The organism is Pseudomonas sp. DNDY-54, assembly GCF_019880365.1.
GTDB classification, from domain to species: domain Bacteria; phylum Pseudomonadota; class Gammaproteobacteria; order Pseudomonadales; family Pseudomonadaceae; genus Stutzerimonas; species Stutzerimonas stutzeri_P.
In genome coordinates this window covers 760,614-773,447 of record NZ_CP082271.1, presented here as the reverse complement: position 1 = coordinate 773,447, position 12,834 = coordinate 760,614, and the positions used below count along the sequence as shown (strand labels likewise).

Sequence of the window (12,834 nt, the reverse complement as noted above, 5' to 3'; positions counted from 1 at the left end):
CGCAGGCCGCTCCAACGACAATTTAAGGGCGTGACGTGGGAGCTCAACGCACCAACGGCAGCATGCCCTTGAGCACGCCGTCGCGACGCACGTAGTGGTGCCAGAGCGCGGCGGCTGCATGGCCCAGTACCAGCGCGAACAGCACGTACTGGCCAACCATATGAACGTCCTTCGCCACACCACGCACGTTGGAGGAGAACGGCAGCGGCCCGATCTCCACGAGCCAGAACAGATTGATCGGCTTGCTGCCGAACAGCAGCCCGGAGATGGGCATCATCAACAACATTAAATAGAGCAGACCATGCCCGGCCGTCGCAGCGAGCTGCTGCGAACGAGACTGCTGATGAGCAGCTATTGGCGGCGAAACCTTTCGCCCCCGATAACACAGGCGCAACAAGGTGAGCGCCAGCACCAAAACACCCAGCGACTTGTGCAGTGTGAACACGCCACCTTTGCCGCCAAGCAATGGCGCGAAGAGCTCGGCCCCATATGGCAACGTAACGATCGTCAGCACCAACAGGGCGCTGAGCCAGTGAAATGCAATCTGTAGCGGGGTGAAACGTGCGGTTGTCATCCAGACCTCGTGGTATCAAGCGCCTCGCAGCGCGGAAAATCGCCGGCGATTCTCGCTCATATGGCGTCGATACCCAAGGCAGAGCGGTTTCTCGATGTAAACGGCGCTCGACGGTGGAACGCAGAACCGGCTAACGCCGCTTGTGACGGCGCGCCAGGTTCTGCAAAGAAGGAAGGTGAAACGGGCTCGCCGCTTGTGGCCGTGAGCCTGCTGCGACGACAGATCGTCGCAAGCGGGCCGCAGCATACGGACCCAAGCTTTCAGCAAACTGTCGAAGCTCAGAACCTCACTGCACCTGACACCATGCCTCTAAACCGCAACGCTACTGATCAACGGCGCGCCATGCATGAGCAGGGCTTCGTTCTCTTGCCGAAGGTAGTGCAATCGCAACAGATCGACGCCGTTCGTGCAGCGATTGACCGCCTGCAGCCCATTCATTGGGATTACCAAGGCTTGGTCGACGACCACTACAAGTGTGTGTTCAATCGCGATCCGTTCTGGCTGCCGTATCTCGACCTGCCGGGCGTCATTGAGCTGGCCGAAGCCTGCCTCGGTGGCGATTGCCATGTGATTGGGCAGACCGCCTGGCGCAGTCATCCCGGCTTCGTCGGCGGTGACCTGCATGCCGATTACCTGGCCATGGAATTACCGGAACGCTGGCTGGCCGAGCCGGGTTTCGAACTGCCGATGCAGGTCTGTACCGCGCACATCTACCTTGACCGGATCGATGCGGACCTGTGCCCCACGCGGGTGATACCCGGCAGCCACCGGGCCGGGCGCAAGCCGCGAGCCGGCGAAACCCGCTGGCAGGGGCGCGAGGCCGAACCGATCCTCTGTGAAGCCGGTGATGTGCTGATGTTTCGCAGCGATCTCTGGCACGCGGGCAGTCGCAACCGCACAGCGGACCGCAGCCGCTACCTGCTGCAGGTGCACTATGGTCGGCGCATGGTGGCGCAGAAGTTCTCACCCTACCTGCAGTGGCGCTTCAATCCCGCGGTGATAGCCGCCGCCACGCCGAGGCAGCGCCGCCTGCTTGGCGAGCATGAGGCGTCGGAGTACGACTGAGTATGGGATTGAGGTCACGCGTCGAACCAGGCCGGCCGAACCCCTGACACGCTTTTGCTTGGTGACCACGCTCAGCCAGCACCTGGCACACCCTCTGCATTCACATCGGTATCCGGCCGCAGCCTGCGGCTGGCCCAGCCGATGTCGAGAGGAACCACGATGATTTCCTGCCGCAGCCAAGTGACCCAGATGATCATATCCACCAAGGTGCGCAAAGGCCTGAAATGGCGCCAGGTGGCCGAATCCATCGGCATGTCGAAGGAATGGACTACCGCCGGCTGCCTCGGCCAGATGGCGTTCGACAAAGCCCAGGCAGAAACCCTCGGCACGCTGTTTGAGCTGTCGGACGAGGCCATCGCTTGGTTGCAGATCGTGCCCTATAAAGGTTCACTCGCTACGTCCGTGCCCAGCGATCCACTGATTTACCGGTGGTATGAGTTGGTCAATGTCTACGGGACTACCATCAAGGAGCTGATCCACGAGGAGTTCGGTGACGGCATCATGAGTGCCATCGACTTTTCCATGGGCATTGAGCGCCAGCCAGATCCCAAGGGCGATCGCGTCAACGTTGTCCTGTCTGGCAAGTTCCTGCCCTACAAGAGTTATTGATCAGCGGGTGCGAATTTCCCCTCTCGCCAAGCTCTCGACCCGGTTGCCCAGCGCGTCGGTTGCCTCGAGATCGGCCCCGCGCTCGCGCAACGCCTCGAGTAAGGCGTCGCGCTGGAACAGGGCGGCATACATGGCCGGCGTCTGACCGGCGTTATTGCGCTGGTCGGGATCGCACTCCGTCGCAAGCAGGCGCTTGGCGATGCGCAGCTCGCCTTTGAAAATCGCCCCCATCAGCGCGGTATTGCCGCGTTTGTCCTTGGCGCAGGCATTCGCACCGGCCGCAATCAATCGCTCAACGGTTTCCGGATGGCCGTTGTAGGCCGCCAGAATCAGAGCGGTGTAGCCCTTGTCGTCCGCGGTGTTCAGGTCGTAGCCGGCCTGAATGAATTCATCGAGGACTTCGTTATCGCCGAAGCGGGCGGCGTTGAACAGATAGTCGCGTAGCTGGCCATGGACCTGCTCGAACTCCGCCGGCGTTGCGCCCTGCGCTGACGCTGCGAAGGCATGCCCGCTACCGAGCAGCAAGGCCGCGACTAGGATGAAGCGTTTCATGTGTCGCTCCTGAAGGGAGGACCCGAGCGGCGCCCGGGTCAGTGGCCGCCGAGCTGACGGCGGCGGTTTACAGCGTCAATCCTTCAGCTTGGCGGCCAGCGTCTTGACACGTTCAAGGTCGGCGCTGGCAACCCGGGTCAGCCCTTCACCGTATTCGGCATCGGCTTTGTAGAAGTACGAGAGCAGGTGGTAGCGCGCGTCCTGGTCAGCCTTGGCCAGCTCGCCGCCCAGGGTGTTGATCAGATCCGTCTGCTCTTTCTTGCTGAACGAGCGATACAGCTCACCGGTCTGCTTGAAGTTCTGCTCACGGTAGATCGGCGCCTGCTGGGTAGTGCCGGTCAGCGCCGTCTTGCTGTACAGCCCGCGGGGCGTTTCTTCGCGGTTCTCGCGACGGCTAGGTTGGTAATTGACGCTGGTGGTGGTGTGGCCGCCGTTCAACTGGCCGTCCTGGTTGCCGTTGTTGACGTCGACTTTGGGACGGTTGATCGGCAGGCTCATGCCGTTGGCGCCGACGCGGTACATCTGGGTGTCGGCGTAGGAGAACAGGCGCCCTTGCAGCAAGCGATCCTCGGACGGCTCGATACCCGGCACCAGGTTGGCTGGCGCCATGGCGACCTGCTCGGTTTCCTGGAAAATGTTGTCCGGGTTCTTGTTCAGCACCATCTGGCCGATCTTGCGCTCCGGCACGTCAGGCCAGATCTTGGTGGCGTCCAGCGGATCGAAATCGAACTTCGCCAGATCCTGCGGCTTGAGCACCTGGATGTAGAGGTCCCACTTCGGGTAGTCGCCCTTGTCGATGGCGGTGATCAGGTCGCGCGACAGATGGCTGTAGTCCTTGCCCTGCATCGCCTCGTTCTCTTTTGGGTCGAGGTTCTTCAGGCCTTGCTGGCTTTTCCAGTGGAACTTGACGTAGTGCACCTGCCCCTCGTCATTCACCAGCTTGTAAGCGTGAACGCCGTTGCCGTCCATCATGCGGTAGCTCGCCGGCGTGCCCTGGTTGGAATACAGCAGGGTCAGGGTGCGCGTAGCTTCCGGGTGATGCGAGAGGAAGTCGAAGCGGCGAGTGTCGTCGTCCAGATTGGTACGCGGATCCGGCTTGAACGCGTGGACCATGTCCGGAAACTTGATCGCGTCGCGGATAAAGAAGGTCGGGAAGTTGTTGCCGACCAGATCCCAGTTACCGTCGGCGGTGTAGAACTTGGTGGCGAACCCGCGGGGGTCACGCAGGGTTTCCGGTGAATGCAGGCCGTGAACGACGGTCGAGAAGCGGACGAACACCGGGGTGGTCTCACCCTTTTCGAACACCTTGGCCAGCGACAAGTCAGAGATGTCGGCGGTCGCGGTGAACTCGCCGTGGGCACCGGTGCCGCGCGCATGCACGACGCGCTCGGGCACACGCTCGCGACCGAAGCGCTGAAGTTTTTGCAGCAGCTGGACATCTTGCAAGAGGGTCGCGCCGTTGGGGCCGGCGGTTTGCGAGTTCTGGTTGTTGCCAACCGGCGCACCGTTGTCGCGGGTAAGGGGTTCAGCTTGGGCCGACAGGGTCAACAAACTGGCGGACAGCACGCCAAACAGCATGCGGGCAGGCAAGGCGCCTGGCAGGTAACGATTCATTTAGTCGTCCTCTTCTCGTTTTGATTGCGCATCAAGCGCGAAAGAAGACTATGGGCAGGCGGCGGTCAGCCGAAATTGAATAAGCGAAGCGGCGCGATAGGCAAATACTGGTTGTTTCGGGTTCTGCGACAGTCCACCCGTACCGGCACCTGCCCGAGCTGCGATGGGCCAGGCGCGGTGCCGCGCATGGCGAACATCGGACCTGAATTACGGGGTACCGGGCTGATTCGCCAGCATGTCAGCCGATGACAGCTGCGTGAGATAGGCTGCCAGCGACTCGATGTCTGCATCGGTCAGCTTGCCCGCAATGCCGATCATCACCGAGCCGGCACGGCTCGGATCATTGCTGCGAAAGCGCGTAAGGGCTTTGCGGATGTACTCGTCGGGCTGGCCGGCCAGGCGCGGCATCGTCTCCATCCCTTGTGCGCGGTCGCCGTGACAGGCTATGCAAGTGCCCTGGAATACCGACGCGCCACGCTGCACCAGCGCCGGGTCTGCGGGGCGCCCTGCGGTCGCAACCTTCTGTTGGCTGAAGTAGACGGCGATATTGACGCGATCTTCTAGCGTCAGGCTCTTCGCCAGTTTCGACATGACGAAGTCTATGCGCTCGCCACTGGCAAACTTCTCAAACGACTGGAAGAGGTAGACGGGGTTTTGCGACGCCAGATTGGGAATATGAGGGCGTTTGCTGTTGCCGTTCTCGCCATGGCAGTACCCGCAAAACACTGCACGCTCCTGACCCGCTGCGTAAGCCTGTGCTTGCCGGGCAGCATCACCCATCAGATAGCTGAAGCGCTCGATCGCCTCCTCCTTCGCATTCGCAAATGGAACAAGGCAAGTGAAGATCAGGGGAATGAGTAGGCGCATGGTGGGGTCCGGCACAGGTTGATTGGCACGTGGCAGGCCGGACTATAAGGACAACGACAACGGTGATACTGGCGCAAATCAATAAACCGTCAGACTGCACGGAAGGCGAGCGCAAGGCGCGAATTTGTCAGCAATTTCTCCAGCGAACGCCGCGCCACAAGATTCGCTGCGAATGGAACGGCTCCGCTATCGGCAATGCGCAGCGTCTATGCTGCCGATTAACGCTGCGCGTTATTGCCGCATTGACTCGCCGAAAACAAAAATGCAGGCAATACATGACTAGCGCACACAGCCGCTTCGTATTCGACTAAAGTAGCGGCCCTTTTCGCCAGCACGAGCCGCGCAACATGTTAGATGCACATGCCGAACTGACCATGACCGTCCTGATGACACCGGACAAGGCCAACTTTTCGGGCAACGTACATGGCGGCACCCTGCTGAAATACCTCGACGAAGTGGCTTACGCCTGCGCCAGCCGATATGCCGGACAGTACGTTGTCACGCTGTCCGTCGATCAGGTCAACTTCCGCCAGCCGGTGCACGTTGGGGAGCTGGTGACCTTTCTCGCCGCCGTCAACTATGTCGGCACCACGTCCATGGAAATCGGCATCAAGGTCATCACCGAAGACATCCGGCAGAAAACCGTGCGCCACACCAACAGCTGCTTTTTTACCATGGTCGCCGTTGGTGAAGACGGCCGGCCCGCCGCGGTGCCCCCGCTCAAACCGTCCACGCCCGACCAGAAACGCCGCTTCGTCCAGGCGCAGCAGCGCCGGCAAATTCGTCGTGAACTGGAAGAACGTTACCGCGCGCTGAAAGACGACTACTGATAGCCGCACCTGACGCTCACGGTTGCCGAGGCGGGCCACGATCCACCCTCTGCGCGCAGAGCCGTGACTATTCGGCATGGCCTCGCGCCTCTCCCGTAAAAACCCTATACAATTCGCGGCTTTTCGCATTCCCCAACCGAGGATTTTGCCGTGAGCGCTCTGCCACCCTGCCCTAAATGCAACTCCGAATACACCTACGAAGATGGCCAGATGCTGGTCTGCCCGGAGTGTGGCCACGAGTGGCAGGCCAACGCCGCCGAGCAATCCGGCGATGACGCCAAGGTGATCAAGGATTCGGTCGGCAACCAGCTGCAGGACGGCGATACCGTCACCGTAATCAAGGACCTGAAGGTCAAGGGTTCATCGCTGGTCGTTAAGGTCGGCACCAAGGTCAAGAACATCCGCCTGTGCGACGGCGACCATGACATCGACTGCAAAATCGACGGCATCGGTGCGATGAAGCTGAAGTCGGAGTTTGTCAGGAAGGTCTGATTCGGCGGTGCCCGTAGGGTGGATCGCGCTTCACCGATCCACCGAGCGAACTCACGTGGATGTAAAAAGCAACATTCGCCCTACGACTCTGCGCGATCAATGGTCAGCGATAAAAAGCGGAAATCGATTCGCCAGAACGTCTGAACCAACGCCCGCCATACAGCCGTAGGGTGGATCGTGCTTCATCGATCCGCCAAGCGGAGTCACGGTGGATGTAAAAAGCGACATCCACCCTACGACTCTGCGAGACCGATGGGTCGGCAACTTAAAGCAGAAATCGGATTTCACCAGAACGATCTGCGTAACGCTCGCCATACAGCCGCAGGGTGGATCGCGCATCATCGATCCACCCTGCGAACTCACGGTGGATGTAAAAAGCGACATCCACCCTACGGTCCTGCGAGATCAAAAGTCCCTACGGTCCGACAGAGGCTGATCTGCTGGCAATCAGCTCTCGATTACCCCGATCGTTTGCGAAAATACCCAGATCAAGGCGTCAGGTAGGATGATCGAGTCAACCCCAACCGCAACGCATCGATGTACTGCGTGCGCTCCTTCGCGCTGAGCCGCGCGCTCGACACCTTGTCGCGGTAGTAGGTCATCAGCTCCTCGGGCGACAAGTGCACGTAGCGCAACATGTCCTCGATGGTGTCGTGGGTCTCGATGCCGGCGTGGTAGAAACTGCCGTCCTCGCGCTGATAGACGTTTACCGAATCGGTGTCGCCGAACAGGTTGTGCATATCGCCGAGGATTTCCTGATAGGCGCCAACCAGGAACACGCCGAGGAAGTACTCCTCACCCGCCTGAATATCGTGTACCGGCATGCTGTTCTCGATGCTTTGCTCGTCGACGTAATGCTTGATCTTGCCATCGGAATCGCAGGTCAGATCCTGCAGCACGGCGCGGCGCACCGGCTCTTCAGTCAAACGATGCAACGGCACGATCGGCAGAATCTGGTCGATCGCCCAGGTGTCCGGCAGGCTCTGGAATACAGAGAAATTGCAGATGTACTTATCGGCGAGCTTGTCGTTCAACTCGTCGAGCACAGCACGATGCGAACGCTGGCGGGCCTTGAGCTGATTGTAGAGACGGCGGCAGATGGCAAAGTAGCTCTGCTCCGCCAGCGCTTTCTGCGCCAGGCTCAGCTTGCCCGACGCATACTGTGCCGCAGCCTCGCTCATGTAGTGCGTCGCGCGCCAATAAGTCTCGGTGACCATTTCTGGATCGGTCGGGCCGAGCAGATCGGCGAGCGCTTGGACGATATCGGGCAGCTCATCGTAATTCTCGATGGTCGGCGCTTCGTCGTTGTGGCGCTCGAAATCGGTCACCTGCATAACCAGCACCGCATGATGCGCAGTCATGGCGCGGCCACTCTCGGAGAAGATGTGTGGGTGCGGCAACTCCTGCCGGTCGCAGAACTCCTTGAGCATGCCCACCACCGTGCCAGCGTACTCGTCGATGTCATAGTTGATCGAACTGGCATTGCGCGAATGGGTGCCGTCGTAGTCGACCCCCAAGCCGCCGCCAACGTCGATATGGTCGACCGGCAGCCCCAGCGCACGTAGCTCGGCGTAATAACGGATGGCTTCGCGGAAGCCATCGCGGTAGTCAGCCAGGTTGGCGATCTGCGAGCCCATGTGGAAGTGCAGCAAGCGAACACCCTGATCGACGCCCGCCGCGCGGAAGCGGTCGATAACCGTTAACAGCTGAGCGGCGGACAGGCCGAACTTGGACTTCTCACCACCGGTATCCGCCCATTTGCTCGACGCCAGCGAAGACAGCCGCACACGCAAACCAACCTGCGGGAGGATCTTCAGCTCGGCAGCCTCCTCGATCACTAGGCCGACTTCCGACATCTTTTCGATGACGATGAACACGTTATGGCCGAGCTTCTGCCCCATCAGCGCCAGGCGGATGAACTCCCGATCCTTGTAGCCATTGCAGACGATGGTGCCGCCCTTTGGCGCCAGCGCCAGCACGGCCATCAGTTCGGGCTTGGAGCCCGCCTCCAGACCGATGGAGACGTTCTGCGTAGCGATGATGTTCTCGATCACCGCCTCTTGCTGATTGACCTTGATCGGGTACAGCGCGGTGTACTTGCTCTGGTATTCGAGGCGCTCGATATTGGCATCGAACGCGCCGGTCAAACGACGCACGCGGTCCTGCAGAATATCGGGAAAGCGCACCAACAACGGGAGGGTCAAACCGGCATCGCGCAACTGCTCGATCAGCCCCGTAAATTCGATAGCCTCGCCGCTGGGACCTTGCGGGCGCACTTCGACATGTCCTTCATCGCTGATCGAAAAGTAGCCTGCGCCCCAGTGCCGGATACCATAGACGCTACGGCTGTCTGCTGCGGTCCACTGGCTGCCGTCATCTTTGCGTGTGCGTCGTACGGGCATCTAAGCCTCCTGAAAATGGGGTGACTGCTGTCAAGCGTAGCGCGACAGCAGAGCTATCCGTCTTGGACAGCCCGTGTGCTAGGAAATAAGCGCGAACGGCTAATAAAAAGTAGGGACTCAACCGCCGGATTTCTTGGCTTTGAAACCACGCTTGGTCAGCTCATCGATCAGCAGCTGAACATGCTCACCCTGGATCTCGATCACGCCCTCCTTGAGCGCGCCGCCGGTACCGCAGCGACGCTTAAGCGCACTGGCAAGCTCTTTAAGCTCGGCTTCAGCCAAAGGGACGCCAGTAACGGTCGTCACCGTCTTGCCGCCGCGGCCCTTACTCTCACGCCGCACGCGTGCAATGCCGTCGCCTTCCGGAATGGCGGACTGCTTACAGATGCAGGCGTCCAACGGCTGGCTACAGTCGGGGCAGTGCCGTCCACTTTCGGTGGAAAACACCAGCCCACCAAGGCCTGAAAAGGAAGTGGTTTTCTTGGCCACACGAACCTCTAGAGCGAAGAAATCGGCGCGGCTAGGCCGAGCGCCACAAAGCCGGGCAATTTAACAGCAAAAACGGATCATACGTAGACCCCGATAGCCGCCCTTCTGACTAACACCCGGCTGATGCCTCCGCTCCGAACCCTGGCGCGCGGAACACTGATTTGTTGCCGGAGGGCCGCACGCCGGGCACGCGCACGTCTAGCTCCGAGAAGCGGAACGCTGCGAGACCATTCCGACAAAAACGCTAACGGCGGCGCAAAGCGATCGCAGCCAACCCGCCGTCTCGGCGAATCCTAAACGTAGCTCTGACGTCGCGAAAGCTGTTGTTGAAGCCAAGGCCGCGTCACCCCAACCCTCATAGCCAACGTCAGAGTCGTCTGGCCGGCGCGTATGGGGCGGGTTCAATGATCGGCGCTTGGCCTGTCATCAGATCGGTCAACAACTGACACGACGCGGGGGCCAGCACCAGGCCGTTACGGAAATGGCCACAATTCAACCAGAGCCCGTCATGACCAGGCACCGGGCCAATGTAGGGGATGCCTTCCGGCGAGGCGGGCCGCAGCCCCGCCCAGTGCTTGACCACCTCGGCATTGGCTAGGGCGGGCAGCAACTCGGCGGCGGTCGATCTCAGGCTTTCCAGCGCATCGTTGGTTGGGGTCTTGTCGAAACCAACGTCCTCAAGGGTACTACCCACAAGAATATGGCCATCGCGCCGTGGGATCGCATAGCGCCGCTTGGCCAGCACCATACTCGGCAGGAAATCCTCTGCACATTTAAACAGAATCATCTGGCCCTTCATGGGCTTTACGGGCAGCTCGAGTCCGAGGGTCGCTAGCAACTTGCCACTCCAGGCGCCCGCGGCCAGTACGACTTGATCCGCGCGCATCTCGCCCTGCGACGTTTGCACGCCGACAACCCGCTGCCCATCACGAACGAAGCCTGTCACAGCGCAATGCTCCAAGATCCTAACGTTCGGCATCTTGGCCAGCGCGGCACGAAGCGCCTGCAACAAGCGCGGGTTTCGTACGTTAGCCACGCCCGGTAGATAGATCGCACGAGAGAAACTGTCGCCCAGTGACGGCACTGCGGTATGCACCGCCTCGATGTTGACCCGACGAATCGGCCGCTCTTCTCGTTCCGCCCACGCTAGGGCCTGCTCTTCGTCCTCAAGATCCAGCCAGTACAATCCCGTTTCGTAAACCTCCGGATCGACACTGGTTTGCTCTCGCAAGCGCTCGCCCAACTGCGGATAAAAATCCTGCGACCAATGTGCCAGTGCTGTAATCGCCGGGCTGTAACGCCAAGGATAGAGAGGAGAAACGATTCCGCCCCCGGCCCAGGAGGCTTCGGTGCCCGTTTCGCCTGACTCTAGCAGGACGACTTCCTGCTCCGACCTTGCGAGGAAAAAAGCCGATAGCAGCCCTATGATTCCGCCGCCGATAACGATAGTTTCTTGGTTCACAGCTATCTCCCGAGCCTGACTCACAATTTCGACCACTGCTACTTGACTTGCAGGCAACCGCACTTACAACTGGTCCTGCCGGAATGCCTGCGGGCATCACACGAGCCGGAAAACGAACAAAACCATAGCTGCGCCAGGACGGCGCAAAATCATACTTGCAAAAGGACTTGCACCATGCCGAATCGAGATCAAGGCTTCACGCTAATTGAGCTGCTGATTACCCTATCGATCCTCACCGTCGTCATCTCCATGGCTGTCCCGGCGATGGCCGACCTCATCGCTCGTAGCCGCCAGCAGGCCCTGCTCACCCATATCCAGAACACCATTCAAAAGGCCCGCGCGAAAGCGGTACTTCATCGCCAGACAATTCTCATCTGTGGTACCAGCGATACAACCAACTGCATCAGCGACTGGCGCAACGGCTGGCTGACCCAAACGGAAACGACCGGACAGGTACTCGATGTAACTCAGTTATCCACTGCCGACGAGTTACGCTGGAGTGGCTTCGGCGATCAGCGGATACGGTTCTACGAAAACGGTACCAGCCCTTGGAGCAATGGCCGTTTCTACCAGTGCTACAAACAGCGAGTCGCCTGGCAACTCATCCTCAGCCGCCAGGGCCGGCTGCGGCAAGGCACTGCGGCAGACAACGCAAGCAAAGCCTCGCTGTGCACACCCTGATAAAACAGTGGCAAGACATCAAAGCATGGCCCCGATCACGCCGAAGCTCGCGCACAAGCCTGATAATCGCGCCGACAGCCGGTCATCGCGACAAACGCACCGGCTATCCCGGCATAACGGACAAAACACCCAAGCCGAATCATTATCCGCTCAAGAATTCAAACGGAGCGCACCATGTCACGCCGCAGCGACATGCATGGATTCACCCTGATCGAGCTGATGATCGTACTTGCCCTACTGGCCATCGCAGCCGGTATCGCAATGCCCAACTTCGCCCGCCTGGTCGCAAACAATCAGATTGAAGCTCAAGCGCAGACGCTCAACAGCCTGCTGCAGTTCGCCCGCTCACAAGCCGTGGTGCGACGCACCTCCATCAGCCTGAGCAATACTGCCAATGACTGGTTCGTGGCCACTGCCGAGGACGACACCGTGCTACGCCAGGAGGCTTTCAACCCGGACCACGCGAGTATTTCCACGGATCTGACTCCCCCCATCGAAGTTGCCTTTACTGCGAACGGCTCAGCCCAATCCGCACGCTTCATCGTATGCCGCGACGACAACCCGGCTTTCGCCTACCTGATTACCGTTCAACCCAGCGGCAATACACGCCTGATGCCTCGGGGCAAGGATGCAGACGGCACTGATCTGCAGGACTGCAAGCCATGAAAAAACGCTTCCATAACCGAGGCTTCAGCCTCATCGAAGTGCTGGTTACTCTGGTGCTTCTGACCATAGGCATGCTTGCACTGGTGGCCATGCAGGGTCGGGGCATTCAATTCACCTCGGATTCGGTAGCACGCAACAATGGAATCATGCTTGCAACTGAAGTCCTAGAAACGATGCGCGCCAATCCCGGCGCACGTGATGAGTACCTGATAGAAAAACTCCAAGCCGACGGAGAGTGCTCAGGAGAAGCCGTGGAAGTGTCCGACGTTACCGAACAGATGGCATGTTGGAGCGAGAAGGCGCGCGCACTTATGCCTGGCGCCAATGGCGATGGAGCTGAGGCAATTGCCGTACGCAACAATTTCTACATATGCCGCTCGGTGGAACTCCAAGAATGCATAACCAACGACGGCTCGGCCATCGAGGTTCAGATTGCCTGGCGCTCCAATGGCGAACGCTGCCGAGAGGAAGAAGGCGAGGGCGACGCCGACCCATTTATTTGCACCTTGCGCCTGCGCGGAGAGCTCTGAC

General features: G+C 60.0%; 14 protein-coding genes. 7 read left to right on the top strand and 7 right to left on the bottom strand.

The annotated features are described in order from the left end of the window. Positions 1-43: 43 nt before the first annotated feature. A complete protein-coding gene (locus tag K4O48_RS03745) occupies positions 44-574 on the bottom strand; it encodes a cytochrome b (RefSeq protein ID WP_222910749.1) in 531 nt (176 codons plus the stop codon). Between the two features lie 303 nt (positions 575-877). Between K4O48_RS03745 and K4O48_RS03740 the strand changes: the two genes are divergently transcribed. Both K4O48_RS03740 and cynS read left to right on the top strand, forming a co-directional pair. After that, positions 878-1,639, top strand: a complete 762-nt coding sequence (locus K4O48_RS03740; RefSeq protein ID WP_222911979.1) for a phytanoyl-CoA dioxygenase family protein — start codon at positions 878-880, stop codon at positions 1,637-1,639. 159 nt (positions 1,640-1,798) lie between these two features. Beyond that, positions 1,799-2,248: a cyanase gene (gene cynS, locus K4O48_RS03735; RefSeq protein ID WP_222910748.1), complete on the top strand. Its 450-nt coding sequence runs from the start codon at positions 1,799-1,801 to the stop codon at positions 2,246-2,248. On the opposite strand, the gene K4O48_RS03730 is transcribed toward cynS, so the two are convergent. The 3 genes from K4O48_RS03730 to K4O48_RS03720 all read right to left on the bottom strand — a co-directional run bounded on the left by K4O48_RS03730 (position 2,249) and on the right by K4O48_RS03720 (position 5,281). After that, positions 2,249-2,800 (bottom strand): ankyrin repeat domain-containing protein, encoded by a 552-nt coding sequence (locus tag K4O48_RS03730; protein WP_222910747.1) that lies wholly within the window; start codon positions 2,798-2,800, stop codon positions 2,249-2,251. It abuts the gene before it with no gap. A gap of 75 nt (positions 2,801-2,875) precedes the next feature. Then, positions 2,876-4,378: a catalase gene (locus tag K4O48_RS03725; protein WP_222911977.1), complete on the bottom strand. Its 1,503-nt coding sequence runs from the start codon at positions 4,376-4,378 to the stop codon at positions 2,876-2,878. Between the two features lie 243 nt (positions 4,379-4,621). Next, on the bottom strand, positions 4,622-5,281 hold the full coding sequence (locus tag K4O48_RS03720; protein WP_222910746.1) for a c-type cytochrome: 660 nt from the start codon (positions 5,279-5,281) through the stop codon (positions 4,622-4,624). A gap of 347 nt (positions 5,282-5,628) precedes the next feature. Between K4O48_RS03720 and K4O48_RS03715 the strand changes: the two genes are divergently transcribed. Together K4O48_RS03715 and K4O48_RS03710 are read left to right on the top strand one after the other, a co-directional pair. Continuing rightward, positions 5,629-6,111 (top strand): acyl-CoA thioesterase, encoded by a 483-nt coding sequence (locus tag K4O48_RS03715; protein ID WP_222910745.1) that lies wholly within the window; start codon positions 5,629-5,631, stop codon positions 6,109-6,111. Between the two features lie 150 nt (positions 6,112-6,261). After that, complete coding sequence (locus K4O48_RS03710) at positions 6,262-6,603, top strand: zinc ribbon domain-containing protein YjdM (protein ID WP_222910744.1); 342 nt, start codon at positions 6,262-6,264, stop codon at positions 6,601-6,603. Between the two features lie 488 nt (positions 6,604-7,091). Here K4O48_RS03710 and speA read toward each other — a convergent pair whose 3' ends face one another. From speA to thiO, 3 genes are all read right to left on the bottom strand, one after another. Next, positions 7,092-9,005: an arginine decarboxylase gene (gene speA / locus K4O48_RS03705; protein WP_222910743.1), complete on the bottom strand. Its 1,914-nt coding sequence runs from the start codon at positions 9,003-9,005 to the stop codon at positions 7,092-7,094. 117 nt (positions 9,006-9,122) lie between these two features. After that, positions 9,123-9,494: a translation initiation factor Sui1 gene (locus K4O48_RS03700; protein WP_222910742.1), complete on the bottom strand. Its 372-nt coding sequence runs from the start codon at positions 9,492-9,494 to the stop codon at positions 9,123-9,125. Positions 9,495-9,861: 367 nt separating this feature from the next. Next, positions 9,862-10,956 (bottom strand): glycine oxidase ThiO, encoded by a 1,095-nt coding sequence (gene thiO, locus K4O48_RS03695; RefSeq protein WP_222910741.1) that lies wholly within the window; start codon positions 10,954-10,956, stop codon positions 9,862-9,864. Positions 10,957-11,130: 174 nt separating this feature from the next. Between thiO and K4O48_RS03690 the strand changes: the two genes are divergently transcribed. The 3 genes from K4O48_RS03690 (at position 11,131) to pilV (ending at position 12,833) form a co-directional block, all read left to right on the top strand. Then, complete coding sequence (locus tag K4O48_RS03690) at positions 11,131-11,637, top strand: GspH/FimT family pseudopilin (RefSeq protein WP_222910740.1); 507 nt, start codon at positions 11,131-11,133, stop codon at positions 11,635-11,637. Positions 11,638-11,811: 174 nt separating this feature from the next. Next, the gene (locus K4O48_RS03685) at positions 11,812-12,303 is read left to right on the top strand and encodes a GspH/FimT family protein (RefSeq protein ID WP_222910739.1); all 492 of its coding nucleotides are present in this window, start codon (positions 11,812-11,814) and stop codon (positions 12,301-12,303) included. Continuing rightward, complete coding sequence (gene pilV, locus K4O48_RS03680; protein WP_222910738.1) at positions 12,300-12,833, top strand: type IV pilus modification protein PilV; 534 nt, start codon at positions 12,300-12,302, stop codon at positions 12,831-12,833. The genes K4O48_RS03685 and pilV overlap by 4 nt, the downstream gene beginning before the upstream one ends. Position 12,834 lies beyond the last annotated feature (1 nt).

What these genes read in the sequence shown, in the direction of transcription:
- pilV (WP_222910738.1), top strand. Translation starts at nt 12,300, where the DNA reads ATGAAAAAACGCTTCCATAACCGAGGCTTCAGCCTCATCGAAGTGCTG.
- K4O48_RS03690 (WP_222910740.1), top strand. Translation starts at nt 11,131, where the DNA reads ATGCCGAATCGAGATCAAGGCTTCACGCTAATTGAGCTGCTGATTACC.
- speA (WP_222910743.1), bottom strand. Translation starts at nt 9,005, where the DNA reads ATGCCCGTACGACGCACACGCAAAGATGACGGCAGCCAGTGGACCGCA.
- K4O48_RS03725 (WP_222911977.1), bottom strand. Translation starts at nt 4,378, where the DNA reads ATGCTGTTTGGCGTGCTGTCCGCCAGTTTGTTGACCCTGTCGGCCCAA.
- K4O48_RS03730 (WP_222910747.1), bottom strand. Translation starts at nt 2,800, where the DNA reads ATGAAACGCTTCATCCTAGTCGCGGCCTTGCTGCTCGGTAGCGGGCAT.
- K4O48_RS03685 (WP_222910739.1), top strand. Translation starts at nt 11,812, where the DNA reads ATGTCACGCCGCAGCGACATGCATGGATTCACCCTGATCGAGCTGATG.
- K4O48_RS03720 (WP_222910746.1), bottom strand. Translation starts at nt 5,281, where the DNA reads ATGCGCCTACTCATTCCCCTGATCTTCACTTGCCTTGTTCCATTTGCG.
- K4O48_RS03715 (WP_222910745.1), top strand. Translation starts at nt 5,629, where the DNA reads ATGTTAGATGCACATGCCGAACTGACCATGACCGTCCTGATGACACCG.
- cynS (WP_222910748.1), top strand. Translation starts at nt 1,799, where the DNA reads ATGATTTCCTGCCGCAGCCAAGTGACCCAGATGATCATATCCACCAAG.
- K4O48_RS03740 (WP_222911979.1), top strand. Translation starts at nt 878, where the DNA reads ATGCCTCTAAACCGCAACGCTACTGATCAACGGCGCGCCATGCATGAG.
- K4O48_RS03745 (WP_222910749.1), bottom strand. Translation starts at nt 574, where the DNA reads ATGACAACCGCACGTTTCACCCCGCTACAGATTGCATTTCACTGGCTC.